Origin of the sequence: Actinacidiphila sp. DG2A-62, from assembly GCF_035825295.1 — a bacterium.
GTDB lineage: Bacteria > Actinomycetota > Actinomycetes > Streptomycetales > Streptomycetaceae > Actinacidiphila.
Window position 1 is genome coordinate 1,807,552 of record NZ_JAYMGI010000002.1, and the last position, 25,201, is coordinate 1,832,752.

A 25,201-nucleotide genomic window follows, 5' to 3' on the forward strand; every position below is an offset into this window, starting at 1 on the left:
GACCACGGGCGATGTGCAGGAAATCCATTTCCCGCACACAACCCTGCACACAACATCTACACGCGTCCCCATGCTGCGATGACCTGCGGGAAAAGCAATTCACGCATCGTCGGAAAGTAAAGCGGAGGTATAGATTCCGGCGCCGTTCTTGTTGACGTGCGCTCGTCACAATACGGTCGCCCGGTCACTTTGCTCACCGAATGCATCAGTGGCATCACACAACCCGCACGCACCATGCCCTTACCCCACACATGGAGGCATCAGCTTGCGATCGACCCTCACTCCGCGCGGCATACGCCGCGCCGGACTCGCCCTCACGGCAGCGGCGGCGGTGGCCGCGGCCGGGTTCGCCCTCTCCCCGCCGCGGGCGCGGCTCCCACCGCCCCCTCCACCGGTTCCTCCACCGGTTCCTCCACCGGTTCCTCCACCGGTTCCTCCGCCTCCTCCGCCCAGGCCGCGGCGTCCTCCGCGCACGGCCTGACCACCGAGCGCTCCTGCGCCGTGGCCACCGCGCCCGGCCAGATGGCCTGCAAGGCGCTCAAGGTCACCAGCGGGGTCGACTCGCTGGCCGTGTCGGCGCGCTCCAAGCACCCCGCGGCCACCCCCTCCGGCTACGGGCCCTCGGACCTGCGGAGCGCCTACGGCCTGCCCTCCTCCGGCGGCTCCGGCGCGACCGTGGCGATCGTCGACGCGTACGACGACCCGAACGCCGAGCAGGACCTGGCGACGTACCGCTCCACGTACGGGCTGCCGGAGTGCTCCACGGCCGACGGCTGCTTCCGGAAGGTCGGCCAGAGCGGCACCTCCTCGCTGCCGAGCGCCGACGCCGGCTGGGCCGAGGAGATCTCGCTCGACCTGGACATGGTCAGCGCGACCTGCCCGCAGTGCCACATCCTGCTGGTCGAGGCCGACTCCTCCTCGATGGGCGATCTCGGCGAGTCGGTGAACACCGCCGTCTCGCTCGGCGCGAAGTACGTCTCCAACAGCTACGGCGGCGGCGAGTCCTCCGCGGACTCCTCCTACGACAGCTCGTACTTCGACCACCCGGGCGTGGCCATCACGGTCAGCTCCGGCGACAGCGGCTACGGCCCCGAGTACCCGGCCGCCTCGCGGTACGTCACCGCGGTCGGCGGCACCTCGCTGACCAAGGACTCCTCCAGCCGCGGCTGGACCGACGCGGTGTGGAGCGGCGCCGGCTCCGGCTGCGCGGCGTACGACGCCAAGCCGAGCTGGCAGACCGACGGCGACTGCGCCGAGCGGACCATCGCCGACGTCTCCGCGGTCGCCGACCCGGCGACCGGCGTCGCGGTCTACGACACCTACGGCTCGGACTCCGGCTGGGAGGTCTTCGGCGGCACCAGCGCCTCGTCGCCGATCATCGCCTCGGTCTACGCGCTGGCCGGCACTCCGTCCGCCGGCTCCTACCCGGCGTCGTTCCCGTACGCGCACACCGGGTCGCTCAACGACGTGACCAGCGGCTCGAACGGCTCCTGCTCGGGTTCGTACCTGTGCGGCGGCGCGAGCGGCTACGACGGCCCGAGCGGTCTGGGCACGCCGAACGGCACCGACGCCTTCGCCGGCTGACACGCCGTCGACACCGTCGACACCGTCGACGCCGCCGATGCCGTCGACTCCCACCCGCGTCGTCCGACGCGCACGGCGGGGCCGCCCCTTTCCCGGGGCGGCCCCGTCCGCGGGTCGGCGCGCCCGCGGTCAGCGGGCCGCCGCGCTCATCTCGCCCGCGACGGCGACCGCGCGCAGCACCGCCGCCGCCTTGTTGCCGCACTCGGTGTTCTCGGCCTCCGGGTCGGAGTCGGCGACCACGCCCGCGCCCGCCTGGACATAGGCGGTGCCGTCGCGCAGCAGCGCGGTGCGGATCGCGATCGCGGTGTCGGCATCGCCGGCGAAGTCCAGGTAGCCGACGCAGCCGCCGTACAGGCCGCGCTTGGTCGGCTCCAGCTCCTCGATGATCTGCATCGCGCGCGGCTTGGGCGCGCCGGACAGCGTCCCGGCCGGGAAGCAGGCGGTGAGCACGTCGAAGGCGGTGCGGCCGGGCGCGACCCGGCCGGTGACCGTGGAGACGATGTGCATCACGTGCGAGTACCGCTCGACCGACATGAAGTCGACCACCTCGACGCTGCCGGGCGCGCAGACCCGGCCCAGGTCGTTGCGGCCGAGGTCGACCAGCATCAGGTGCTCGGCGCGCTCCTTGGGGTCGGCGAGCAGCTCCTCGGCGAGCGCCGCGTCGGCCTGCGGGGTCGCGCCGCGCGGCCGGGTGCCGGCGATGGGGTGCAGCATCGCATGCCCGTCCTCGACCTTGACCAGCGCCTCCGGGCTGGAGCCGACGACGTCGAAGCCGCCCTCGGGGCCGCCGTCCTCGCCGGGGAAGCGCAGCAGGTACATGTACGGGCTGGGGTTGGTGGCCCGCAGCACCCGGTAGACGTCGAGGGCGGCGGCCTCGCAGGCCATCTCGAACCGCTGCGAGGCGACCACCTGGAAGGCCTCGCCCGCCCTGATCCGCTCCTTGATGTCCTCGACCGCCGCCTTGTACTCGTCGCCGCCGAAGGAGGCGCTGACGCCGAAGGACACGGTGGTCGGCAGCGCGGCGGGCGCGGTCGGGACCGGCCGGGACAGGTCCGCCTCCATCGCGTCGAGCCGGGCGACGGCGTCGGCGTACGCCTCGTCGACGCCGGTGTCCCGGTCGTTGTGGTTGATGGCGTTGGCGATCAGCAGGACGCTGCCGTCCCAGTGGTCCAGCACCGCCAGGTCCGAGGTGAGCATCATGGTCAGCTCGGGCAGCCGCAGCGAGTCGTAGGTGCTGTCCTCGATCCGCTCCAGCCGGCGGACGATGTCGTAGCCCAGGTAGCCGACCATGCCGCCGGTGAACGGCGGCATGCCGGCGGTCAGGTCGCGCGGGGTGTGCAGCGCCTCCACGGTGGCGCGCAGCGCGGCCAGCGGGTCGCCGTCCACCGGCACGCCGACCGGCGGGGTGCCCAGCCAGTGCGCCTGCCCGTCGCGGACGGTGAGGGTGGCGGCGGAGCGGACCCCGACGAAGGAGTAGCGGGACCAGCTCTTGCCGGTCTCCGCGGACTCCAGCAGGAAGGTGCCGACGCGCTCGGCCGCGAGCTTGCGGTAGAGGCCGACGGGGGTGTCGCCGTCCGCGAGGAGGCGGCGGCTGACCGGGATGACCCGCCGGTCGACCGCGAGTTTCCTGAAGGTGTCGAGGTCCATGGCCGCAGACCTTACTGCGCGGCGGGCCGCTGCGGCCCGGCCGTCCCACCGGCCGGCGCGGGCAGCAGCACGTCGGCGTCGAAGCAGGTGCGGTCGCCGGTGTGGCAGGCCGCGCCGACCTGGTCGACGCGGACCAGCACGGTGTCGCCGTCGCAGTCCAGCGCCACCGACTTGACGTGCTGGACGTGCCCGGAGGTGTCGCCCTTGACCCAGTACTCGCCGCGGCTGCGGCTCCAGTACGTGCAGCGGCCGGTGGTCAGGGTGCGGTGCAGCGCCTCGGCGTCCATCCAGCCGAGCATGAGCACCTCCCCGGTGTCGTACTGCTGGGCGATGGCGGGGACCAGGCCGTCGGCGTTCCGCTTCAGGCGGGCGGCGATGGCGGGGTCGAGCGATGCGGCGGACATGCCTCCATTCTGCCGCCGCCGCGCGGGCCGGGGACAACGCGTTCCCGGCCCGCGAACATGCCGATAACCGGCAAAGAGGACCCGGGAGTTGTGGTGAAGGTGTCCGACATCCGGTGTTCACTCGCCGATGTCACCCGTATGGGGCATCCTGCCTCCATGGGTTTTCCTCCACCTCCGCCGAACGGTCCCACTCCACCCCCTGACCAGGGCGGAGGCTTCGGGCCGCCGCAGGGTTTCGGCCCTCCCCCGCCGCCTCCGCCGTCCGGCGGCGGCTACGGCTACCCGCAGCAGGGCGGCGGTGACCCGTACGGCTATCCGCAGCAGCCGGGCGGCTACGGTCCGCCCGCCCCGCCCGGCCCCCCGATGCCGCCCGGCGGCGGCTACGGCGGTTACCCCGGTGGTCCGGCGGGCCCCGGCGGCTACCCGGGCGGTCCGGCGGGTCCGGGCGGCTACCCGCCGCCGCCCCCGCCGCCGAACAACAAGAAGCGCAACACCTGGATCGCGGTCGGCGTGGTCGTGGTGGTCGGCGCGATCATCGGCGTCGCGGTGGCGAGCAGCGGTGGCGGCGACGACAAGAAGGACGACGCCAAGCCGAAGAACTCGATCAGCGGCCTGCCGTCCGGCTTCCCCACCGGTCTGCCGACCGACCTGCCGTCGTCCGACGACTCACTGCCCTCCGACGACCCGTCGCTCGACGTGCCGACGATACCGAGCTTCACCGAGCCGGAGACCGAGCCGACGCCCACCTCGACCGAGAAGATCGTGCCCTACGTGGTGCTCTCGCCCGGCCAGTGCTTCGACGCGCCGACGCTGACGCCCTCGGTGGACAAGGTGACGACCCGCTCGTGCAGTTCCGCGCACGACGCGCAGGTGGTGGCGAACGAGACCCTGTCCGGCTCGTTCACCAGCGACGAGGAGATCCAGCAGAAGGCGCTGGAGCTGTGCACGGTGGACGCGAAGAAGCACCTGCCGCACGACAGCCGCACGTACTACCCGTACGCGCTGTTCCCGAAGCTGGTCACCTATCAGCTGCAGAACCGCAAGACGGTCACCTGCTCGCTGACCCGCAACAACGGCACCACCGGCACGAAGTTGTACAGCACTCTCGGCCAGTGAGCCCGCCGGGCGGCGGACCGGCGGCCTACGCTGGGGGCATGTCGACTCATGCGCTGCGTGAACGCCTGCTGCTCGCCGACCTGCTGGAGCAGTCGGGGCCCGACGCGCCGACGTTGTGCGAGGGGTGGACGACGCTGGACCTGGCCGCGCACCTGGTGGTGCGCGAGCGCCGCGGCGACGCGGCGGCCGGCATCGTCATCCCGCAACTGGCCGACCGGCTGGAGCGGGTGCGCCGGGAGTACGCCGCCCGGCCGTACGCGGAGCTGGTCCGGCTGTTCCGGTCCGGGCCGCCGCGGCTGTCGCCGTTCGCCCTCAAACAGGTCGACGAGGCGGCCAACGGCGTGGAGTTCTACGTGCACGGCGAGGACGTCCGGCGCGCGGCGAAGGACTGGACCCCGCGGGTCGTGGACCCGGTCTTCGCCGACTCGATCTGGTCCCGCCTGGAGCGCACGGCCCGGCTGCTGGCCCGCCGCTCCCCGGTGGGCCTGGTGCTGCGCCGCCCCGACGGCCAGACCGTGGTCGCCCACAAGGGCTCGCCGGTGGTGACGGTCACCGGCGAGCCCGCGGAGCTGGCGATGTTCGTCTCCGGCCGCCAGTCGGTGGCCCGGGTCGACCTCCAGGGCGAGGACGCGGCGATCGCCAAGGCGACCGGCGCGCGGCTGGCGCTCTAGCTCTGCCGCGCGCCGGCCGGTGGGCGGTACCGTCCGGTGACGCTGGCGATGCAGGCGTGGTTCGGCGGTGGAGCCCTGGCCGTCGGCATGGCCGCCGGTGTGGCCGTCGGCACGTGGTGGCCCCTGGCGGTGGCCGTCGTCGTGGCGGTCGCGGCCGGGATCGCCTACGGGCGCCTGGCGCCGGTCCAGGGCCTGCAAGCAGTGCTGGTGTATCAGGGCGGCCTGCTCCTCGCCGCCCAGGCAGGGCCCGATCGGGTCATCCCCTGGGACGACATCCGGGCCACCGAGTACGCCCCGGAGAGCTACCGGGACGAGCGTCTGGGTGCCGCCCAGACCCGGACCACTCGCACCTACGAGCGGGGCACGATCTGGACGGCGGGGGCCGCCGGGCCGGTCACTCTGCTGCACGTGCGGCGCATGACCCGGCTGTTCGAACAGATCGACGACCGGATCGTTCCGGCCATCCAGGTCGACCTCGAGGAGACGCTGCGTGCCGAGGGACGGGTCGAGTTCGATCGAGGTCGGCTCACCGTCACCCCTGCCGGGCTCGTCCACACGCCGCCGTACGGGGAGGGCGGGGAGTTCACGTGGTCGCAGGTGCGGTCCGTGAAGGCGTCGAGCCACGGCGAGCTGGAGATCAAGGTGACGGGCGGGCCTCCCATCGGACTCGGACTGTTGAACGCCCGGGCGACCGCGGAATTCATCGAGGAGCTGCGCTCGGCGGGCCACGGCGACAGGCCCTGACAGCCGGGGCCGGAGCCCCCTGTCGTGCACCGCGTCACGGGCCGCTGACCACGCGGCGCGGACCGCATCGGTCGGCGACCTTCTTCGTGTATCTCTCAGGTCGCGATCCGGGGTGATCGGGTCCCTGGCGGGCCGGGGCCCGGCAGGATGGCGGGCATGTCCTACGACGGCACCCGCGCGCATCTGACCGGGCCAGGGGATCTGCCGCCCCTGGTGGAGCGCGCCGCGCGGACCGCGCGGCATCTCGGCTTCCCGTATTCGTGCCGGCCGGAGCAGGGGCGACTGCTGCGGGCGCTGGCGGCCGGGGCGCGGCGGATCGGCGAGACCGGTACCGGGTGCGGCGTGGGGCTGGCCTGGCTGGTCTCGGGGATGCCGCGGGGCGCGACCGCGGTGAGCGTCGAGCGCGACGAGACGCGGGCCGCGACCGCCGCGGCGCTCTTCGCCGAGCTGGCGCCCGCGGTCGCCGTGGAGTGCGCCGACTGGACCGCGATCGCCGCCCACGGCCCCTTCGACCTGCTGGTCCTGGACGGCGGCGGCCGGCACAAGACCGCGGCGGAGGCCGGAGCGGGGCCCGACCCCGCCGACCTGCTGCGGCCGGGCGGCGTGCTGGTGATCGACGACTTCACGCCGTCCCCGGCCTGGCCGCCGCGGTACGACGGCGGGCCCGACCAGGCCCGCATGCACTGGCTGGGCCACCCGGCGCTGCGCACCGTGGAGCTACCGCTCGCGCCGGACCTGGCGGTCCTGGTCGCGACCCGCCGTCTGGAGGGCGACGCACCCTGACGGCGGTGGGTCAGCGGACCGGGTGGCCCGCCTCCCGCAGCGCGGACTTGACCTCCGCGATGCGCAGATCGCCGAAGTGGAAGACCGACGCCGCGAGCACCGCGTCCGCGCCCGCCGCGATGGCCGGGGCGAAGTCCTCCCGGCGGCCCGCGCCGCCCGAGGCGATCACCGGGACGCCGACGTGCTCGCGGACCGCCGCGATCATCTCGGTGTCGTAGCCGTCCTTGGTGCCGTCCGCGTCCATCGAGTTGAGCAGGATCTCGCCGGCGCCCAGCTCCGCGGCCCGGTGCGCCCACTCGACCGCGTCGATGCCGGTGCCGCGCCGGCCGCCGTGCGTGGTGACCTCGAAGCCGCCGGCCGGGGTGCGCCGGGCGTCCACCGAGAGGACCAGCACCTGGCTGCCGAACCGCTCGGCGATCTCCCGGATCAGCTCGGGCCGGGAGATCGCCGCGGTGTTGACGCCGACCTTGTCCGCCCCGGCCCGCAGCAGCCGGTCCACGTCGTCCGCGCTGCGCACCCCGCCACCCACGGTCAGCGGGATGAAGACCTGCTCGGCGGTGCGCCGCACCACGTCGTACGTGGTGGCGCGGTCGCCGGAGGAGGCGGTGATGTCCAGGAAGGTCAGCTCGTCCGCGCCCTCCGCGTCGTACAGCTTGGCCATCTCGACCGGGTCGCCGGCGTCCCGCAGGTTCTGGAAGTTGACGCCCTTGACCACCCGCCCGGCGTCCACGTCCAGGCAGGGGATGACTCGGACCGCGAGGCTCATCGCGCGCCCTCCCCTTCATCGGCTCCGTCGGCTCCGTCGGCGTCATCGGCTCCGTCGGCTCCGTCGCGGCCCGCGCCGCCGCCCGCGCCCGCCCACGCCTCGATCTCCACCTCGACCAGCACCCGCGAGTCCACGAAGCCGGCCACCAGCACCGTCGTCGCGGCCGGCGGGGCCGCGCCGAACAGCTCGCGGTGCGCGCGGCCCACCTCGTCCGCGTCCCGGGCATGGGTCAGATACATCCGGGTGCGCACCACGTCGGCGGCGCCGAGCCCGAACGGCTCCAGCGCGGCCAGCGCCGCGCCGAAGGCGCTCAGCGCCTGCTCGTACGGCTCGTCCTCGCCTGCGCCGATGCCGCCGGGCGCCGGCTTCGTCCCCGAGACGATCACCCGGTCCCCCGCCGCCACCGCGCGCGCAGCGCCGATCGCCTCTTCCCACGGGCTGTCCGAGCGCTGACGGCGTACTTCCCGGCTGGACGTCATGCTGACACTGCCTCCAGGGCTTCTTCGAGGGTGAAAGCCTTCGCATAGAGGGCCTTTCCGACGATCGCGCCCTCCACACCCGACGGGACCAGCGAGGCGATGGCCCGCAGGTCGTCGAGGCTGGAGACGCCGCCGGAGGCCACCACCGGGCGGTCGGTGGCCGCGCAGACGTTGCGCAGCAGTTCCAGGTTGGGACCCTGCAGGGTGCCGTCCTTGGCGATGTCGGTGACCACGTAGCGGGCGCAGCCCTCGGCGTCCAGGCGGGCCAGCGTCTCGTAGAGGTCGCCGCCGTCGCGGGTCCAGCCGCGGCCGCGCAGCGTGGTGCCGCGCACGTCGAGGCCGACCGCGATCCGGTCGCCGTGCTCGGCGATGACCTTGGCGACCCACTCCGGCGTCTCCAGGGCGGCGGTGCCGAGGTTGACCCGGGTGCAGCCGGTGGCCAGGGCGGCGGCGAGGGTGTCGTCGTCGCGGATGCCGCCGGACAGCTCGACCTTGATGTCCATGGAACGGGCCACCTCGCCGATCAGCCGGCGGTTGTCGCCGGTGCCGAAGGCCGCGTCGAGGTCCACCAGGTGCAGCCACTGCGCGCCGGCCTGCTGCCAGGCCAGGGCGGCGGCGAGCGGGTCGCCGTACGACGTCTCGGAGCCGGATTCGCCGTGCACCAGGCGGACGGCCTGGCCGTCGCGGACGTCGACGGCGGGGAGGAGTTCGAGCGTGCTCATCGGATGCGGGTTCCTCGGGCGTAGGCGGCGGGCACGGGCGTGGACGGGGGCGGAGGCGTTGATCGGGGCGCTGATACGAGCGTTGCGGGTGGGTCGCAGGCGGGTCGGGGGCCGGGCGGGCAGAGGCCGGGCGCGGGGCCCGGCGCGCGGGCCGCGCGGCTCAGAGCGTGTCGAGCCAGTTGGCGAGCAGGTGGGAACCCGCGTCGCCGGACTTCTCCGGATGGAACTGGGTGGCCCACAGCGGGCCGTTCTCCACCGCGGCCACGAACGGCTCGCCGTGGGTGGTCCAGGCGACCCTGGGCGCGCGGATCACGCCGCCGGAGGTCTCCATCTCCCAGTCGCGGACCGCGTAGGAGTGCACGAAGTAGTAGCGGGTGTCGGCGTCCAGGCCGGCGAACTGCCGTGAGTCCTCGGGGGCCTTGACGGTGTTCCAGCCCATGTGCGGGACGACCGGCGCGCGCAGCGGCCCGACCGTGCCGGGCCACTCGTCCAGGCCCTCGGTCTCCACGCCGTGCTCGATGCCGCGGGCGAAGAGGATCTGCATGCCGACGCAGATGCCCATCACCGGGCGACCGCCGGACAGCCTGCGGCCCACGATCCAGTCGCCGCGCACGCCCTTCAGGCCGGCCATGCACGCGGCGAACGCGCCGACGCCGGGCACCAGCAGCCCGTCGGCGTTCATCGCCTTGTCGTAGTCGGCGGTGATCTCCACCTCGGCGCCGAGCCGGGCGAGCGCGCGCTCCACCGAGCGCACGTTGCCGAACCCGTAGTCGAGGACGACGACGCTCTTGGTCACGACGTGCCTCCCGTGCCTAGAGCTGGAGGAAGCCGGCCGCGAGCGACATCACCGATCCGATGGCGAGGATCGCGATGAGGCTCCGGGACTGCTTCTGCTTCCAGAACGAGTAGACCCCTCCGGCCAGGAACAGTCCGAGCAGGATGAAGAGGGACGATCCCTTGTTCACAGCGCGCCCTTCGTCGACGGCAGGATTCCCGCGGCGCGCGGATCGCGCTCGCTCGCGTAGCGCAGCGCCCTGGCCAGCGCCTTGAACTGGCACTCCACGATGTGGTGCGCGTTGCGCCCGTAGGGCACGTGGACGTGCAGCGCGATCTGCGCCTGCGCCACGAAGGACTCCAGGATGTGCCGGGTCATCGTGGTGTCGTACGTGCCGATCATCGGCGCCATGCCCTCGGGCTCGGTGTGCACCAGGTAGGGGCGGCCGGAGAGGTCGACGGTGACCTGGGCGAGGGACTCGTCCAGCGGGACCGTGCAGTTGCCGAAGCGGTAGACGCCCACCTTGTCGCCGAGCGCCTGCCGGAAGGCGGCGCCCAGGGCGAGGGCGGTGTCCTCGATGGTGTGGTGGGTGTCGATGTGCAGGTCGCCCTCGGTCTTGACGCTGAGGTCGAACAGGCCGTGCCGGCCGAGCTGGTCGAGCATGTGGTCGTAGAAGCCCACTCCGGTGGACACCGAGACCTGCCCGGTGCCGTCGAGGTCGATCTCGACGACGACGGACGTCTCCTTGGTGGTGCGCTCCACGCGTCCCACGCGGGTCATGCGGACTCCTCGCTGGTGCTGTTCTCGGTGCTGCCGGGCCCGCCGGCCGCCTGCTCGACGCTGCCGGGAGCGTCACCGCCGGGCCCGGTGACGGCGTGCTCCTTGTACACGGCCTCCGCCGCGGCCAGGAACGCGTCGTTCTCGGCCGGGGTGCCGATGGACACCCGCAGCCGGCCGGGCACGCCGTTGTCCCGGATCAGGACGCCGCGGTCGAGGACCGCCCGCCAGGCCGCGCGGCTGTCGGCGAACCGGCCGAACTGCGCGAAGTTGGCGTCGGACTCGGTGACCTCGTAGCCGATGGCCCGCAGGCCCTCCACCACCCGGTCGCGCTCGTCCTTGAGCTGCTGGACGTAGCCGAGCAGGGTGTCGGTGTGCTCCAGCGCGGCCAGCGCGGTCGCCTGGTTGACCGCGGACAGGTGGTACGGCAGCCGGACCAGCCGGACCGCGTCCACCACCGCGGGGTCGGCGGCCAGGTAGCCCAGCCGCAGCCCCGCCGCGCCGAACGCCTTGGACATCGTGCGGGTCAGCACGAGGTGGGGCCGGCCCTCGATCAGCGGCAGCAGCGACGGCCGGTGCGAGAACTCGCCGTACGCCTCGTCCACCACGACCAGCGAGGGCCGGGCGGCCTGCGCGGCCTCGTAGAGCGCGACGACGGTCGCGGCGTCCACCGCGGTGCCGGTCGGGTTGTTCGGCGAGCAGACGAACACCACGTGCGGGCGGCGCTCGGCGATCGTGCGGACCGCGGCGTCGGTGTCGATGGTGAAGTCCTCGGTGCGCGGCCCGGAGATCCAGCCGGTGCCGGTGCCGCGGGAGATCAGCGCGTGCATCGAGTACGAGGGCTCGAAGCCGATCGCGGTGCGGCCGGGCCCGCCGAACGCCTGCAGGAGCTGCTGGATGACCTCGTTGGAGCCGTTGGCCGCCCACACCTGGTCGACGCCGACCGGGTGACCCGCGGTGCGGGTCAGGTACGCGGCCAGTCCGGCGCGCAGCTCCACGGCCTCCCGGTCGGGGTAGCGGTTGAGCCCGCGGGCGGCCTCGGCGACCCGCTCGGCGATCCGCGCGACCAGCGGCTCGGGCAGCGGGTACGGGTTCTCGTTGGTGTTCAGCCGCACCGGAACGTCGAGTTGCGGGGCGCCGTAGGGGGACTCGCCGCGCAGCTCGTCGCGGATGGGCAGGTCGTCCACGCCCAGCGGCCGGGCGGCGGTGCCGGGGGCGGCGGGGGCGCCGTCGGTGCGGGTCACCGCGGCTCCCCGTCGCCGGCCGCCTCAGCGAAGCGCACGGACACCGCGGAGCCGTGCGCGGGCAGGTCCTCGGCCCGCGCGAGCGTCACCACGTGGTGGGCGACCTCGGCGAGCGCGTCGCGGGAGTAGTCCACGACGTGGATGCCGCGCAGGAAGGACTGCACGGACAGGCCCGAGGAGTGGCAGGCGCAGCCCCCGGTGGGCAGCACGTGGTTGGACCCGGCGCAGTAGTCGCCGAGCGAGACCGGGGCGTGCGGGCCGACGAAGACGGCGCCGGCGTTGCGCACCCGGGCGGCGACGCCGGCGGCGTCCGCGGTCTGGATCTCCAGGTGCTCGGCGGCGTAGGCGTCGACCACGGCCAGGCCCTGCTCCAGGGTGTCGACCAGCACGGTCGCCGACTGGCGGCCGGCCAGCGCGGTGGTGATGCGCTCGCGGTGCTTGGCCGCGGCGACCTGGACGGCCAGCTGCGCGTCGACCTCGTCGGCCAGCTCCGGGGAGGTGGTGACCAGCACCGCGGCGGCCAGCGTGTCGTGCTCGGCCTGGCTGATCAGGTCGGCGGCGACGAAGGCGGGGTCGGCGGTGGCGTCGGCGAGCACCGCGATCTCGGTGGGCCCGGCCTCGGCGTCGATGCCGATGCGGCCCTTGAGCAGGCGCTTGGCGGCGGCCACGTAGACGTTGCCCGGGCCGGTGACCAGGTCGACCGGGCGGCACTCGTCGGTGCCGTAGGCGAACATCGCGACGGCCTGGGCGCCGCCGGCGGCGTACACCTCGTCGACGCCGAGCAGGGCGCACGCGGCGAGGATGGTGGGGTGCGGCAGGCCGCCGAAGGCGCTCTGCGGCGGCGAGGCGACCGCGACCGCGGTGACGCCGGCCTCCTGGGCGGGCACCACGTTCATCACCACGGACGACGGGTAGACCGCGAGGCCGCCGGGGACGTAGAGCCCGACCCGGGAGACCGGCACCCAGCGCTCGGTGACGGTGCCGCCCGGCACGACCTGCGTGGTGGTGTCGGTACGGCGCTGGTCGCGGTGGACGGCCCTGGCCCGGCGGATCGACTCCTCCAGCGCGGCCCGCACCTGCGGGTCGAGGGCGGCGAGCGCGTCGGCGAGCGCCTGCGCGGGCACCCGCAGTCGCTCCACGCGCACCCCGTCGAACTTCTCGCCGTACTCGATCACCGCCGCGCCGCCGCGATGGCGGACGTCCTCGCAGATCGGCCGCACCGTCTCCAGCGCGGCCTCCACGTCGAACTCGGCACGGGGCAGCAGGTCGCGGTCGATGCCGTCCTCGGGGAAGGCGTCGCCGCGCAGATCGATTCGGGAGATCACGCTGCCAAGTGTAGAGACCCGGGCATGGGGGACGTTCCCGAGTTCCATTCCGTGATACGGGCGGCGGGCGCTGCGGGTGGGGGCACGGGTGACGGTACGGGTAACGGCGCGGCCTGCGCGGGGAGACATGCGGCGCGACGGCCGTCCGGGGACGTGCGACGGCGTGTGACAGCCCGGGTACGGGCCGGGCACGGCGTCGGGACACCGGGGCGCTAGCGTTGCCGCCGCGACCACAGCGGCGCCACGGGGAGGGGCGGGATGGCCGAGCGGGACGGGGACGCCGGACGGAACGGGAGCCCGGCCGGGGGCGGGGACGCCGGGCGTGCGGCGGCGCGGGCGGCGGACCCGCACGTGCCGCCGGAGGACTGGACGGCGACCGAGCGGCGGATGTGGTGGCTGTTCCGGGCCGGCCGCACCTGCGACCTGCGCCCCGGCGGCCGGCCGCGCGGCGGGTCGCAGGCGCGGGCGCCGGAGGACGACGCGCTTCAGGGCCCGCCGTGGCCGCGGGAGCGGACGGTGCGCGCCCAGGCGATCGCGGAGCTGCTGCTCAATCCGCCGCCGCCGCAGCCGGGCCGGGTGGCCGCGCTGAAGCTGGCCGGGGTGCGGATCAGCGGCCGGCTGATGCTCTCCGGCGGCGTCATCACGCCGTACCTCCAGCTGGACGACTGCCGCTTCGACGAGCAGCTGATGCTGCAGGAGTGCCACGCCGGCAGCATGCGGCTGGTGCGTTGCCTGATACCCCGGCTGGAGGCGGCCCGCCTCCAGGTCACCGGCGACCTGCACCTGCCGCAGTGCCTGATACCCGGCGGCATCCGGATGACCGACGCGCAGATCGGCACCGACCTGCTGCTCAACCAGCTGACCGTGCGCCGCGACCGGGCGGGTCGGGCGATGACCGCGGACGGCCTCCAGGTCGGCCAGGACGTGGATGCCGAGCTGATGGACGTCACCGGCGAGCTGAGCCTGCGCAGCGCCCGGATCGGCGGCCGGCTCAGCCTGCGCGGCAGCACCCTGCGCAACCCCTACGGCCACTACGCGCTGAACGCCGCGCGGGTCCAGGTCGAGCACACCCTGTACCTGACCGCGGGCTGGGACGTGATGTCCGCGACCGGGACGGCCGGCGCGGCCGGCGACACCCGGCCGCCGCCCGGCACGCCGACCCGGGACTTCGTCTGCGAGGGCGGCCTGCGGCTGGACGACGCACGGGTCGGCAACGCGGTGATCGTCGGCCACGCGGACTTCCGCCTCGACGGCGACCAGCAGGTGTCGCTGCGCCGGCTGGTCACCCCGAAGCTGCGCTTCCTGCCCGGCGCGCCGGCCGACGGCATGGTCTCGCTGTCCGGTGCGCGGGTCGGCCAGCTCGTGGACGCCCCGGAGAGCTGGCCCGGTCCCGGGCTGCTGTCGCTGCGGGACTTCGTCTACGAGGCGGTGACGCCGCTCGCGGAGTTCCCGCTGCGGGACCGGATCGCCTGGCTGAGCGCGGCGACGCCGGAGTTCCGCCCGGAGCCCTACGAGCAGCTGGCGAACGCGCTGCGGGCCGCCGGCGAGGACGCGGAGGCCCGCGAGGTCCAGCTGGCCCGGCAGCGCCGCAGGCGCGAGACGCTGCCGCCGGCCGGGCGGATCTGGGGTTGGCTGCAGGACGTGACCGTCGGCTACGGCTACCGGCCGGGGCGCGCCGCGGTGTGGATGGCGGTGCTGTGGGCGCTCGGCGCGGCGTACTTCGCGGCGAACCCGACGCCGCCGCCGACCGACAGCGGTTACGTCCCGCACTGGAACCCGGTCCTGTACGCGCTGGACCTGCTGCTGCCGGTGATCGACCTGGGCCAGGACAACGCGTGGCGGGAGACCGGCGTCGGGCAGTGGGTGGCCTCGGGGCTGATCGTGCTGGGGTGGACGCTGGCGACGACCGCGGCGGCGGGCGCGTCCCGGCTGCTGCGGCGCGGGGTGTGAGGCGGGGGCGTGAGGCGGGAGGGCGTGAGGCGGGGGCGCGGGGCGTGAGGGCGGGGGCGGGAGGGGGCTGAGGGGCGGCCGGGCGGGCGGACACGTGTGCCCCGTCACCCCCGAAGTGCGCACAGTGGGTGACGAAGGGGGCCGCCCTGCCCGTACCCTGGCTCACTGTGACCGATCGCCTTCCGCTCTTCCCGCTCAGTTCGGCGCTGTTCCCCGGCCTGGTCCTCCCGCTGAACGTCTTCGAGGAGCGGTACCGCGCGCTCGTCGGCGATCTGCTGGCGCTGCCCGAGGACGCGCCGCGGCGGTTCGCCGTGGTGGCCATCAGGAACGGCCAGGAGGTCGCGCCGACCGGCCACGAGGGCGGCGGCGACCCCGGCCCGCTGGCCGGCCTGGGCGACGACCCGATGGCCGCGCTGTACGGCTACGGCTGCATCGCGGACGCCGCGGGCATCGCCGAGCGTGACGGCGGCGGCTACGAACTGGTCGCGACCGGCATCATCCGCGTCAAGCTGGTGTCGGTGGACGCGAGCGGCCCCTACCTGACCGCGGAGGTCGAGGAGGTGCCGGAGGAGACCGGCGCCGGCGCGGGCGCGCTGGCCCCGGAGGTGATCCGGCAGTTCGCGACGTACCAGAAGCGGCTGGCCGGGGCGAGCGAGCGCTCGCTGACCGGCCAGGAGTTCCCGGACGACCCGACGGTGCTGTCCTACCTGGTGGCGGCGGCGATGATCGCCGAGACGTCGCGGAAGCAGGTGCTGCTGGAGGCGCCGGACACCGCGGCCCGGCTGACGGCGGAGCTGAAGCTGCTGCGCCACGAGACGTCGATCATCGACAAGCTGCCGTCGCTGCCCGCGGTCGAGCTGACCCACCAGGCGGTCTGCGCCAACTGACGGCGGGCGGGTACGTACGCCCGCGGCGCGCCCCGAGACCCGATCCCCGAGAGCGGAACCACCCGATGGCCAAGAAGTCCCGCGGCGGCGGGGGCACCCCCGCGACCGTCGCGCTGGAGAAGGCGGGCGCCGCCTTCACCGTGCACGCCTACGACCACGACCCGGCGTCCGAACTGTCCTACGGCGAGGAGGCCGCGCGGGCGATGGGCGTGCCGCCGGACCGCGTCTTCAAGACGCTGGTGGCCGAGGTGGACAGCGCGCTGACCGTCGCGGTGGTGCCGGTCTCCGCCAGCCTGGACCTCAAGGCGCTGGCCGCGGCGGCGGGCGGCAAGCGCGCGGCGATGGCGGATCCCGCGGCGGCGGAGCGCACCACGGGCTATGTGCGCGGCGGCATCTCGCCGCTCGGCCAGCGCAAGGCGCTGCCGACCGTGGTGGACGCCTCGGCGCAGGGCTTCGACACGGTCTTCGTCTCGGCGGGCAAGCGCGGCCTGGAGGTCGAACTGGCCCCCGCGGACCTGGTGTCCCTCACCCGGGCGGCCGTCGCGGGGATCGCGCGGCGGTAGCGCGCCCGGGGGCGGGGGCGGACGGGCCGCGCACGGGGCGGGCGAGCGGAGCGGCCGGTCGTAGCCGCGGCGCGGGCCGGGCGGCGTACGGGCTCTCGGTCTCCGGCGTACGCTCACGGCCGGCGCGCGGCTCCCAGCCGGCGGCGGGCGGCTCCCAGCCGGCGGCGCGCTAGTCGGTGTGCGGGGGCGGCGGCGAGGTGCCGCCGGGAGGCGGTGCGGGCCATTCGGCGGCGGGGGGCGCGGGGTGGGACCCGGTGCGGGGCGCGTCGGGGGCGGGCGTGCCGTTCTGGGGGCCTGGCCGGGTCTGCGGCGCGCCCCACGCGCCCCAGGGCGCGGGCGGCGGCGCGGGCGCGGGCTCGCGCGGCCCGAACGCCGCGGTCAGGCACAGGTGGGCGAGCATCGCCGCGGCGGACCAGGCGACCAGGGCGCTCTTGGCGCGCAGGTCCAGCGGCCCGTCGAAGACCTTCTTGGGGCCGACCGCCTTGGCGTGCGCGACGATGTCGGTGGTCGGGCCGAGCGCCACGCCGATCCGCCAGCCGACCACCGAGGCCAGCACGCCGCCCGCGGCCAGGCCCAGCACCACCGCGACGCCGCCCCTGCGGAACCGCCAGAAGACCAGCGCGGCGGTCACGACGCCCAGCGCGGCGGCGATCAGCACGAAGGTGCCGTCGCCGCCGATCGCCTCCTCGCCCTCGGTGTCCTTGAGGTAGACCGCCTGGCCGTCGGAGATCATCGGCACCCGCGGCGCCAGCCACACCCACAGCAGCCCGAGGACCACGCCGCAGACCGTCACCAGCGCCGCGATCAGCAGACCGCGGCCGATCTCGCGCGGGACGGACGCGGACCCGCCGCCGTCCCCTGCGGAATCGTCCTTGCCGCCCGGGTACGGCGGCAGGTGCGGCGGCTGTTCGTGCGGAGTCAGGGGAGCGGTCACCAGCCCATCGTGCCAGGTCTCCCTGTCAGCCGCGGCACTGACCGGTCCGCGCGGCGGCGTCCGGGTGCGTCAGCGCACCGCGGCCCAGCGGAGTCAGCGCACCGCGGCCCGGCGGTAGGCCCAGGTGGCCACGCCCAGCGAGGCCACGCCGACCGCGGCGCACACCGACAGGTCGCCGAGCACCGCGGCCCAGCGCACCGCGCCGGCGCCGGCGAAGGTGCGGGCGTACGCCTCCACGCCGTACGTGGACGGCAGCAGGTCGCGCACCCAGCGGATCGGCGCGGGCATGTGGGAGGCGGGCAGCACGCCGAGCAGCAGCGCCGCGGACATGCCCAGCTGGCCGAAGAGCGTGGCGATCTCCAGCCGCGGCGCGAGCAGCCCGAGCGCGGCGCCCAGGCCCGACAGCGCGGCCCCGGCCAGCGGGATCACCAGCAGCAGCACCCACAGCCCGGCGAAGGTCAGGTGGAACAGCGCGCAGCCGGCGACCGCGGTGACCAGCGTGCCGGGCACGGTGAACGACGCGTACGCCGCGGCCGTGCCCAGCACGACCGAGGCGGGCGGCACCGGCAGCGTCGCGTAGTGGTCCAGGCCGCCGGAGGCGCGCAGCTGGCCGAAGTACTGGGCGAGCAGGTTCAGCGCGACGAAGGCGACGACCAGCACGCTGGAGCCGGCCACCACCGAGCGGGCGGCCTCGCCGTCACCGGCGTGCACCACGCCGCGCATCATGATCATGATGCCGATGGACTGGAAGGTGGCCACGAACAGCAGCGGCACGCGGGCGACCCGGGCGCGCGAGAGCTGGGCGCGGTAGACGGCGGCGAAGGCGGGCAGCAGCCGGGCCCGGGGCGCGAGCGGCCGCGGTTCGCCGACCGGGGCCGCGGGCGGGGCCGCGCGGCCCGGTGCGGCGTGGTCCTGGTGTTCCGGGCGTTCCGGCCCGGCCGGTGCGACGACGGTCACCGGCTGCCTCCCCTGTGTGCGACCCGGCGGGCGGACCCGCGGACGGCCTGGCGTACGGCCGGGCGTACGGCCGGGCGCGCGGGCCTGCGGACGGCGGCGGGTCCGCGTCCGGCCCGCGTCCCCGGCGGCTGCGGCCGCAGTGCCCGCGTCATGCCTTCACCAGTCCCTCGCCGCTGCCGCCGAGCGCCAGGTAGACGTCCTCCAGGCTGGGGACGGTGAGCGTGAAGTCGTCCAGCGCCGCGAAGGCGGGGCCGCCGGTGATCTCGGCGACGGCCGCGCGGGCCTGATCCTGCGGCAGCCGCAGCGTCCAGCGGCGGCCGGACACCTCGGCGAGCGGGCGCAGCGCGGCGAGCGCGGGCAGGGCGGGCGGCTCGCGCCGCCACACCAGGTCCAGGCGGACGTCGCCGGCGACGAGGGCGCGCAGCGCGGCGGGGGTGTCGCAGGCGATCACCTTGCCGCGGTCGAGGACCGCGACGCGGTCCAGGACGGTCTCGGCCTCTATGACGTTGTGGGTGACGAGCAGGACGGTGACGCCGTGTTCGGCGCGGCGGCGGTCGACCGCGGACCACACCGCGCGGCGGGCGACCGGGTCCATGCCGGTGGTCGGCTCGTCCAGCACCAGGACGGGGCGCTGGCCGACCAGGGCGGCGGCCAGGCAGGCGAGGCGGCGCTGGCCGCCGGAGAGCTTCTTCAGCGGCAGGCCGGCCAGCGGGCCGAGGCCGAGTTCGTCGAGGACGGCGTCGCGGGCGGCGCGGGCGGCGGGCGCGTCCAGGCCGCGGAGCCGGCCGGTGGTCTCGGCGGCCAGCGCGACGGTCAGCTCGTCCAGGGCGGTGGACTCCTGGCCGAGGTAGCCGATCAGGCGGGAGGCACGGTCCGGGTGGCGGACCAGGTCGTGGCCGAGGACGTCGATGCGGCCGGCGTCGGGGCGCAGCAGGCCGGTGATCTGGCGGACCAGGGTGGTCTTGCCGGCGCCGTTCGGGCCGAGGATGCCGAAGAGTTCGCCGGTGCGGACGTCGAGGTCGATGCCGTCGTTGGCGCGGACGGCGCCGCCGGCGGGGCGCGCGGCGCGGCGGGCCAGCGGGCGGCGCGGCCGCGCGCTGCCCGCGGGGTAGGTCCGCACCAGGGCGCGGACGCGGACCGCGCACGCCGGGTCCGCGGGCGCGGGGGGCCGCGTGGCCGTCGTCTGCTGCGTGCCCGTCCTCACGCCGCCCGAGCCTACGCGATGCGCTCCGGGCGGCGTTCACCCCTTCCCCCTCAACCCCTGCGACAGGCGTCACGCCGCCCCGGCGGCACCCGGTCCTCGCGGCGCTGGACGTGCACCCCCGGGGGCGCGGGGAACTGCGCCACAAGCCCAGCACGGGCCGGTGGTCCGGAGCGATCCGAACAGCCCCTTTGGCCCGGTGACGACCTGCGGGCCGCAGATGGGCTTGTCGCGCAGTTCCCCGCGCCCCTGGGGGTGCACGTCGAGCGCCGAGCCGGCCCGGGGGGCCGTACCGCGCAACGTCCGGCGTCGACGTAGCGGGGTCGGGGGATGGCTCAGCGCCGGCGTCACGTGTCGAACTCGCGCCAGAACCCCGCACGGATGGCGTAACGATCGTGCTCGTCGATCTGGTCGTCCTTGTGCGCGAGCAGCCCGAACCTCGCGGCGTACCGCAGCAGCTCCCCGTCGATGCGGTGCGGCACCCGCGGATAGTGCGCGGACATCTGCTGCCGCAGCGCGGGGTCGGCGACCCGCGCGATCCAGCGCCGGGCGAAGACCTGCCCGACCTCGTACGGATCGCCGCTCACCGCGGTGATGTCCGCCTCCCGGTCGGCCCACCGCTGCTCCGCCGTGGTGAGCTGCGCGAGCGTCGGCAGGCCGCTGGTGTCGGACTGGTCCGCGCGCTCGGCCCAGCCCTTCTCCGAGGACCAGCGCAGCGTCGCGCCGGCCGGCGACTGCGGGGCCGCCGGCGCGTGCGGGCGGCCGAGGCCGGCCAGGTCCTTGGGCGTCGGGACGCCCTTGCCGGACGCCGCGTGCGGCTCGTCCCGGTGCTCCTCGTCGGCCGGCGCGGAGCCGTTCTTCGCCGGGTGCGGCTGCCCCGGCGCGGGCGCGCCGGTCTCCGGGAGCGGCGCGGACAGGATCGCGGCGATCTCCGGCCTGATCTCGGGCCGGCTGGCGGCGGGCAGGCGCCGGGGACGTCCCGGGCCCTGATCGCCGCGGTGATCCACTCCCGGTCCAGCACGCGCCGTTCGTCCGCCTCGGCGACCAGGTCCTCGGACTGGTTGTAGTCCCCGTCGGCGGCCTGCACGGCCCACAGGTGCACGGCCACCCCGTGCTCCTTGGCCGACATCATGCCGGGCAGCAGGTCGCCGTCGCCGGTGACCAGCACCACGTCCGAGCAGGCCCGGTTCCTGGCCAGTTCGGACAGCTCGGCGTGCATCGCGGCGTCGACGCCCTTCTGCGCCCAGCGGCCGTCCGTACGGGTGAGCGCGCCGAGCCGCACCGTCACCCGGGGCATCACCCGCAGCCGGCGGTGCTCGGGTTGCGGAACGCGGTCGGGCGCTCCGTCGAACCAGTAGATCCGCAGCAGCGGCTGCCCGGTCTCGCGTTCCGCGCGTTCGCGCAGGCCAGCGACCACGGCGGCATGATCGACGACGATGCGGGAGCGCGAGGGCTCGCCGGCCAGCAGGCTCGCCGCTGCGCCCAGCAGGTACCCGGCGTCCACCAGGACGACGCAGCGGTCCACGTTGCACCTCTTCCGGTCGCCCCCCAGCACGGATGTCCCCCGAGTCTGCCCGAAGCACCGGGGCTTATGACCCCGAACGCGATCTTCGGCGTGGCGGTTTGTGCGATCGTGCATGCCACCCAGCCGCCAACTGCCCGAAATGCGCGCTTTGTCGCCTCGTGCAAATCTGATGGCGGCCCTTCGGCCACACGATTACCTCACTTCACCAGGAAGGCACGATCGTGGCGAAGAACAAGAACCAGAACCGTCAGCAGCGCGCGCAGCAGGACGAGCGGTCCGGCGCCCCGGCGATGGAGTCGCAGGAGCACGCCCCGCGCGCCACGGCGGCCGACGACCACGGCATGCCGGCGGCGAGCCGGGTGGCGCGCAAGCAGCAGAAGAAGTTCGGCCACAACTGATCGCGCCGCGCGCGCACTTCCACACGACGCGGGGGCACCCTTCGGGGCGCCCCCGCGTCGGCGTCGGAGCCGGACCGCGCCCCGCGCGGCGTCCTCCGCCCGGGCCGCGCCCGGGTCAGCCGGCCTGCTGGCCCGCGGCCAGGCACGCGGGGCCGAGCAGCGCCTTGAGATCGCCGAACAGCGACGGATCGGCGGTCACCCGGTGCCGGTCCAGCCGCAGCACCGTGGTGCTGCGGGCGCCCTGGAGCCTGACCCGCACCTCGGTGTTGCCCTTGTGGCTGTCCAGCACCTCGCCGAGCCGGGCCACCAGCGGCGGAGTGACCTTGACGGTCGGGATGGACAGCACCACCGGCGCGTTGGCGCCGACGTCGGTGAGGTCGGGGACCATCAGCTCCATCGCCACCAGCCGCGGGATGTCCTCGCGCTTGTCCAGCCGCCCCTTGACGAACACCACCGCGTCCTCGACCAGTTGGGTGGACACCAGCTGGTAGGTGGCGGGGAAGAACATGCAGTCGACCGAGCCGGCCAGGTCCTCCACGGTGGCGATCGCCCACGCGTTGCCCTGCTTGGTCATCTTGCGCTGCAGGCCCGAGATGATGCCGCCGATGGTGACGATCGCGCCGTCGGCGTAGTCGCCGGCCAGCGCCGCGATCGCCGCGTCGGTCTTGTCGTTGAGGATGTGCTCGATGCCGAACAGCGGGTGGTCGGAGACGTAGAGGCCGAGCATCTCGCGCTCCTGGGCGAGCAGGTAGCTCTTGTCCCACTCGATGTCGGAGAAGACCACGTCCATGCCGAAGGCCGGGCCGGAGTCGTCGTCCTCGTCGCCCATGCCGCCGAAGAGGTCGAACTGCCCCTCGGCCTCCTTGCGTTTGACCTGCACCACGTTGTCGATCATGGACTCGAAGTGCTCGGTCAGACCGCGCCGGGTGTGCCCCAGTTCGTCGAACGCGCCGGCCTTGATCAGCGACTCGACGGTCCGCTTGTTGCAGACCACCACCTCGACCTTGTCGAGGAAGTCCGGGAAGGTGGCGTAGCGCCCCTTGGACTTGCGGCACTTGACGATCGACTCGACCACGTTGGTGCCGACGTTGCGGACCGCGGTGAGGCCGAAGACGATCGTGTCGTCGCCGCGCGGGGTGAAGTTCGCGTTGGACTCGTTGACGTCCGGGGGAAGCACCTTGATGCCCATCCGGCGGCACTCGTTGAGATAGAGCGCCATCTTGTCCTTGTCGTCCTTCACCGAGGTGAGCAGGCCCGCCATGTACTCGGCCGGGTAGTTCGCCTTCAGGTACGCGGTCCAGTACGACACCAGGCCGTACGCCGCGGAGTGCGCCTTGTTGAAGGCGTAGCCGGCGAAGGGGACCAGCACGTCCCACACCGCCTGGATGGCCTCGTCGGAGTAGCCCCGCTCCCGCATGCCGGCCTGGAAGGGGATGAACTCCTTGTCGAGGACCTCCTTCTTCTTCTTGCCCATCGCGCGGCGCAGCAGGTCGGCCTGGCCGAGCGAGTAGCCGGCGAGCACCTGGGCGGCCTTCTGCACCTGCTCCTGGTACACGATGAGGCCGTAGGTGATGTCCAGGACCTCCTTGAGCGGCTCTTCCAGCTCGGGGTGGATCGGGGTGATCTCCTGCTGCTTGTTCTTGCGCAGCGCGTAGTTGATGTGCGAGTTCATGCCCATCGGGCCCGGCCGGTACAGGGCCGAGACGGCGGAGATGTCCTCGAAGTTGTCGGGCTTCATCATGCGCAGCAGGGAGCGCATCGGGCCGCCGTCGAACTGGAAGACGCCCAGGGTGTCGCCGCGGCTGAGCAGCGCGTAGGTGTTCGGGTCGTCCAGCGGCAGCGCCAGCAGGTCGATGTCGATGCCCTTGTTGGCCTTGATCGACTTGACCGCGTCGTCCATGATCGTCAGGTTGCGCAGGCCCAGGAAGTCCATCTTCAGCAGGCCGAGCGACTCGCAGCTCGGGTAGTCCCACTGGGTCACCACGGCGCCGTCGTTCTTCGGCGAGAAGATCGGCACGTGGTCGATGAGCGACTCGGACGACATGATCACGCCGGCCGCGTGCACGCCCATCTGCCGGACCAGGCCCTCGATGCCGCGCGCGGAGTCGATCACCTTGGTGACGTCCGGCTCGTTCTCGTACATCGCGCGGACCTCGGCGGCCTCGCTGTAGCGCGGGTGGTCCTTGTCGGTGATGCCGGACAGCGGGATGCCCTTGCCCAGGACGTCGGCGGGCATCGCCTTGGTGATCCGGTCGCCCATGGAGAACGGGTAGCCGAGCACCCGGGCCGAGTCCTTGATCGCGGCCTTGGCCTTGATGGTGCCGTAGGTGGCGATCTGGGCGACCTTGTCGGAGCCGTACTTCTCGGTGACGTACCGGATGACCTCGCCGCGCCGACGCTCGTCGAAGTCGATGTCGACGTCGGGCATGGAGATGCGCTCGGGGTTGAGGAAGCGCTCGAAGATCAGGCCGTGCGGGACCGGGTCGAGGTCGGTGATGCCCATCGCGTAGGCGACGATCGAGCCGGCCGCGGAGCCGCGGCCGGGGCCGACCGCGATGCCGTTGTTCTTCGCCCACATGATGAAGTCGGCGACGACCAGGAAGTAGCCGGGGAACCCCATCTGGATGATGGTGTCCATCTCGTACTCAGCGAGCTTCTGGCGGTCCTCGGGGATGCCGCCGGGGAAGCGCCGGGCCATGCCGCGGGCGACCTCCTCGCGGAACCAGGACACCTCGTCGTACCCCTCGGGCACGTCGAACTTGGGCATCAGGTTCTTGAACTGGAACATGCCCTCGGTGTCGACCCGGTCGGCGATCAGCAGCTGCGTGTTGCGGCAGCCCTCCTGCCAGGCGTCCGAGGAGTCGATGGCGTACATCTCGGCGGCGGACTTCAGGTAGTAGCCGGAGCCGTCGAACTTGAACCGGTCGGGGTCCGACATGTTCGAGCCGGTCTGGATGCACAGCAGCGTGTCGTGCGCGCTGGCCTCCTCGGCATAGGTGTAGTGCGAGTCGTTGGTGACGACGAAGGGCGCCTTGAGCTTCTTGCTGATCTCCATCAGGCCGTCGCGGGCCCGGCGGTCGATGTCGATGCCGTGGTCCATGATCTCGACGAAGAAGTTCTCCTTGCCGAAGATGTCCTGGTACTCGGCGGCGGCCTTCAGCGCCTCGTCCATCTGCCCGAGCCGGATCCTGGTGGAGACCTCGCCCGAGGGGCAGCCGGTGGTGCCCATCAGGCCCTCGGCGTACTCGCTGAGCAGTTCGCGGTCCATCCGGGGCTTGCGGAAGTAGCCCTCGAAGGAGGCCCGGGACTGGGCCCGGAAGAGGTTGTGCAGGCCGGTCTTGTTCCGCGCCCAGATGGTCATGTGGGTGTACGCGCCGGCGCCCGAGACGTCGTCGTTCTTCTGGTGCGGCGCGCCCCACTTCACCGGCTTGTTGTAGCGCCGGGACTCCGGCGCCAGATACGCCTCGATGCCCATGACCGGCGTCACACCCGCGGCCTTGGCCTGGTGGAAGAAGTCGTACGCGCCGTGCAGGTTGCCGTGGTCGGTGATGGCGACGTGGGACATCCCCATCTCGTTGCACGCCTTGAACATGTCCTTCAGCCTCGCCGCTCCATCCAGCAGCGAGTACTGGGTGTGGACGTGCAGGTGAGTGAAGGGCTGGTCGGTCACGGGCTGCGACACCTCCGGCAAGCGGTCCTCTGACGGCGTGGGGAAGTCTACGACCAGGCTCCGACAACGCCCCCGGACG

The 25,201-nt window shown here is 73.9% G+C and carries 22 protein-coding genes and 2 pseudogenes; 9 read left to right on the forward strand and 15 right to left on the reverse strand.

The window, feature by feature from the left end:
• The first annotated feature begins 234 nt into the window (after positions 1-234).
• The gene (locus VSR01_RS08005) at positions 235-1,584 is read left to right on the forward strand and encodes a S53 family peptidase (protein ID WP_442785414.1); all 1,350 of its coding nucleotides are present in this window, start codon (positions 235-237) and stop codon (positions 1,582-1,584) included.
• Positions 1,585-1,713: 129 nt separating this feature from the next.
• Here the strand turns inward: VSR01_RS08005 and VSR01_RS08010 are convergent, their stop codons facing one another.
• Both VSR01_RS08010 and hisI read right to left on the reverse strand, forming a co-directional pair.
• Complete coding sequence (locus VSR01_RS08010; protein ID WP_326448563.1) at positions 1,714-3,231, reverse strand: anthranilate synthase component I; 1,518 nt, start codon at positions 3,229-3,231, stop codon at positions 1,714-1,716.
• Positions 3,232-3,242: 11 nt separating this feature from the next.
• Positions 3,243-3,635, reverse strand: a complete 393-nt coding sequence (gene hisI, locus VSR01_RS08015) for a phosphoribosyl-AMP cyclohydrolase (protein WP_326448564.1) — start codon at positions 3,633-3,635, stop codon at positions 3,243-3,245.
• A gap of 156 nt (positions 3,636-3,791) precedes the next feature.
• Here hisI and VSR01_RS08020 point away from each other — a divergent pair, with 156 nt between their 5' ends.
• The 4 genes from VSR01_RS08020 to VSR01_RS08035 all read left to right on the forward strand — a co-directional run bounded on the left by VSR01_RS08020 (position 3,792) and on the right by VSR01_RS08035 (position 6,949).
• Positions 3,792-4,751 carry a hypothetical protein gene (locus tag VSR01_RS08020; protein WP_326448565.1) on the forward strand — a complete coding sequence of 320 codons (960 nt, stop codon included), beginning with the start codon at positions 3,792-3,794 and terminating at the stop codon, positions 4,749-4,751.
• 38 nt (positions 4,752-4,789) lie between these two features.
• Positions 4,790-5,422 (forward strand): TIGR03085 family metal-binding protein, encoded by a 633-nt coding sequence (locus tag VSR01_RS08025; RefSeq protein ID WP_326448566.1) that lies wholly within the window; start codon positions 4,790-4,792, stop codon positions 5,420-5,422.
• A 36-nt stretch (positions 5,423-5,458) separates the two neighbouring features.
• The gene (locus VSR01_RS08030) at positions 5,459-6,166 is read left to right on the forward strand and encodes a hypothetical protein (RefSeq protein ID WP_326448567.1); all 708 of its coding nucleotides are present in this window, start codon (positions 5,459-5,461) and stop codon (positions 6,164-6,166) included.
• Positions 6,167-6,322: 156 nt separating this feature from the next.
• Positions 6,323-6,949 (forward strand): O-methyltransferase, encoded by a 627-nt coding sequence (locus VSR01_RS08035; protein ID WP_326448568.1) that lies wholly within the window; start codon positions 6,323-6,325, stop codon positions 6,947-6,949.
• A gap of 10 nt (positions 6,950-6,959) precedes the next feature.
• Here the strand turns inward: VSR01_RS08035 and hisF are convergent, their stop codons facing one another.
• The 8 genes and pseudogenes from hisF to hisD all read right to left on the reverse strand — a co-directional run bounded on the left by hisF (position 6,960) and on the right by hisD (position 13,037).
• The gene (gene hisF / locus VSR01_RS08040) at positions 6,960-7,715 is read right to left on the reverse strand and encodes an imidazole glycerol phosphate synthase subunit HisF (RefSeq protein WP_326448569.1); all 756 of its coding nucleotides are present in this window, start codon (positions 7,713-7,715) and stop codon (positions 6,960-6,962) included.
• The gene (locus VSR01_RS08045; protein ID WP_326448570.1) at positions 7,712-8,194 is read right to left on the reverse strand and encodes a Rid family hydrolase; all 483 of its coding nucleotides are present in this window, start codon (positions 8,192-8,194) and stop codon (positions 7,712-7,714) included. Before VSR01_RS08045 ends, hisF begins: the two co-directional genes overlap by 4 nt.
• Entirely contained in the window at positions 8,191-8,916 is a 726-nt protein-coding gene (gene priA, locus VSR01_RS08050) for a bifunctional 1-(5-phosphoribosyl)-5-((5-phosphoribosylamino)methylideneamino)imidazole-4-carboxamide isomerase/phosphoribosylanthranilate isomerase PriA (protein WP_326448571.1), read from the reverse strand. Before priA ends, VSR01_RS08045 begins: the two co-directional genes overlap by 4 nt.
• Before the next feature lie 160 nt (positions 8,917-9,076).
• Complete coding sequence (gene hisH / locus VSR01_RS08055) at positions 9,077-9,712, reverse strand: imidazole glycerol phosphate synthase subunit HisH (protein ID WP_326448572.1); 636 nt, start codon at positions 9,710-9,712, stop codon at positions 9,077-9,079.
• 16 nt (positions 9,713-9,728) lie between these two features.
• On the reverse strand, positions 9,729-9,881 hold the full coding sequence (locus VSR01_RS08060; RefSeq protein WP_326448573.1) for a hypothetical protein: 153 nt from the start codon (positions 9,879-9,881) through the stop codon (positions 9,729-9,731).
• A complete protein-coding gene (gene hisB, locus VSR01_RS08065) occupies positions 9,878-10,471 on the reverse strand; it encodes an imidazoleglycerol-phosphate dehydratase HisB (protein ID WP_326448574.1) in 594 nt (197 codons plus the stop codon). The genes VSR01_RS08060 and hisB overlap by 4 nt, the downstream gene beginning before the upstream one ends.
• 95 nt (positions 10,472-10,566) lie before the next feature.
• Positions 10,567-11,712, reverse strand: a pseudogene (locus VSR01_RS08070) (histidinol-phosphate transaminase); the annotation flags it as partial.
• Complete coding sequence (gene hisD, locus VSR01_RS08075; RefSeq protein WP_326448575.1) at positions 11,709-13,037, reverse strand: histidinol dehydrogenase; 1,329 nt, start codon at positions 13,035-13,037, stop codon at positions 11,709-11,711. The pseudogene VSR01_RS08070 and the gene hisD, both read right to left, overlap by 4 nt.
• Positions 13,038-13,424: 387 nt before the next feature.
• Here hisD and VSR01_RS08080 point away from each other — a divergent pair, with 387 nt between their 5' ends.
• The 3 genes from VSR01_RS08080 (at position 13,425) to ybaK (ending at position 16,437) form a co-directional block, all read left to right on the forward strand.
• Positions 13,425-14,987, forward strand: coding sequence for an oxidoreductase (locus VSR01_RS08080; protein ID WP_326453551.1), 1,563 nt, complete (start codon positions 13,425-13,427; stop codon positions 14,985-14,987).
• Positions 14,988-15,154: 167 nt separating this feature from the next.
• Positions 15,155-15,874, forward strand: a complete 720-nt coding sequence (locus VSR01_RS08085) for an LON peptidase substrate-binding domain-containing protein (protein WP_326448576.1) — start codon at positions 15,155-15,157, stop codon at positions 15,872-15,874.
• A 65-nt stretch (positions 15,875-15,939) separates the two neighbouring features.
• Positions 15,940-16,437 (forward strand): Cys-tRNA(Pro) deacylase, encoded by a 498-nt coding sequence (gene ybaK, locus VSR01_RS08090; RefSeq protein ID WP_326448577.1) that lies wholly within the window; start codon positions 15,940-15,942, stop codon positions 16,435-16,437.
• A 169-nt stretch (positions 16,438-16,606) separates the two neighbouring features.
• Here the strand turns inward: ybaK and VSR01_RS08095 are convergent, their stop codons facing one another.
• From VSR01_RS08095 to VSR01_RS08110, 4 genes and pseudogenes are all read right to left on the reverse strand, one after another.
• Positions 16,607-17,371, reverse strand: coding sequence for an ABC transporter permease (locus VSR01_RS08095; RefSeq protein ID WP_326448578.1), 765 nt, complete (start codon positions 17,369-17,371; stop codon positions 16,607-16,609).
• Between the two features lie 93 nt (positions 17,372-17,464).
• Entirely contained in the window at positions 17,465-18,328 is an 864-nt protein-coding gene (locus VSR01_RS08100) for an ABC transporter permease (protein ID WP_442785415.1), read from the reverse strand.
• A gap of 148 nt (positions 18,329-18,476) precedes the next feature.
• Entirely contained in the window at positions 18,477-19,532 is a 1,056-nt protein-coding gene (locus VSR01_RS08105) for an ABC transporter ATP-binding protein (RefSeq protein WP_442785416.1), read from the reverse strand.
• Positions 19,533-19,876: 344 nt separating this feature from the next.
• A pseudogene (locus tag VSR01_RS08110) lies at positions 19,877-21,054 on the reverse strand (NYN domain-containing protein).
• Positions 21,055-21,275: 221 nt separating this feature from the next.
• Here VSR01_RS08110 and VSR01_RS08115 point away from each other — a divergent pair.
• Positions 21,276-21,452, forward strand: a complete 177-nt coding sequence (locus tag VSR01_RS08115; RefSeq protein WP_326448579.1) for a hypothetical protein — start codon at positions 21,276-21,278, stop codon at positions 21,450-21,452.
• A gap of 115 nt (positions 21,453-21,567) precedes the next feature.
• Here the strand turns inward: VSR01_RS08115 and dnaE are convergent, their stop codons facing one another.
• Entirely contained in the window at positions 21,568-25,122 is a 3,555-nt protein-coding gene (gene dnaE / locus VSR01_RS08120) for a DNA polymerase III subunit alpha (protein WP_326448580.1), read from the reverse strand.
• Positions 25,123-25,201: the final 79 nt, after the last annotated feature.

Coding starts and splice junctions, on each gene's coding strand:
- VSR01_RS08005 (WP_442785414.1), top strand. CDS start 235: ATGCCCTTACCCCACACATGGAGGCATCAGCTTGCGATCGACCCTCAC.
- VSR01_RS08010 (WP_326448563.1), bottom strand. CDS start 3,231: ATGGACCTCGACACCTTCAGGAAACTCGCGGTCGACCGGCGGGTCATC.
- hisI (WP_326448564.1), bottom strand. CDS start 3,635: ATGTCCGCCGCATCGCTCGACCCCGCCATCGCCGCCCGCCTGAAGCGG.
- VSR01_RS08020 (WP_326448565.1), top strand. CDS start 3,792: ATGGGTTTTCCTCCACCTCCGCCGAACGGTCCCACTCCACCCCCTGAC.
- VSR01_RS08025 (WP_326448566.1), top strand. CDS start 4,790: ATGTCGACTCATGCGCTGCGTGAACGCCTGCTGCTCGCCGACCTGCTG.
- VSR01_RS08035 (WP_326448568.1), top strand. CDS start 6,323: ATGTCCTACGACGGCACCCGCGCGCATCTGACCGGGCCAGGGGATCTG.
- hisF (WP_326448569.1), bottom strand. CDS start 7,715: ATGAGCCTCGCGGTCCGAGTCATCCCCTGCCTGGACGTGGACGCCGGG.
- VSR01_RS08045 (WP_326448570.1), bottom strand. CDS start 8,194: ATGACGTCCAGCCGGGAAGTACGCCGTCAGCGCTCGGACAGCCCGTGG.
- priA (WP_326448571.1), bottom strand. CDS start 8,916: ATGAGCACGCTCGAACTCCTCCCCGCCGTCGACGTCCGCGACGGCCAG.
- hisB (WP_326448574.1), bottom strand. CDS start 10,471: ATGACCCGCGTGGGACGCGTGGAGCGCACCACCAAGGAGACGTCCGTC.
- VSR01_RS08080 (WP_326453551.1), top strand. CDS start 13,425: ATGTGGTGGCTGTTCCGGGCCGGCCGCACCTGCGACCTGCGCCCCGGC.
- ybaK (WP_326448577.1), top strand. CDS start 15,940: ATGGCCAAGAAGTCCCGCGGCGGCGGGGGCACCCCCGCGACCGTCGCG.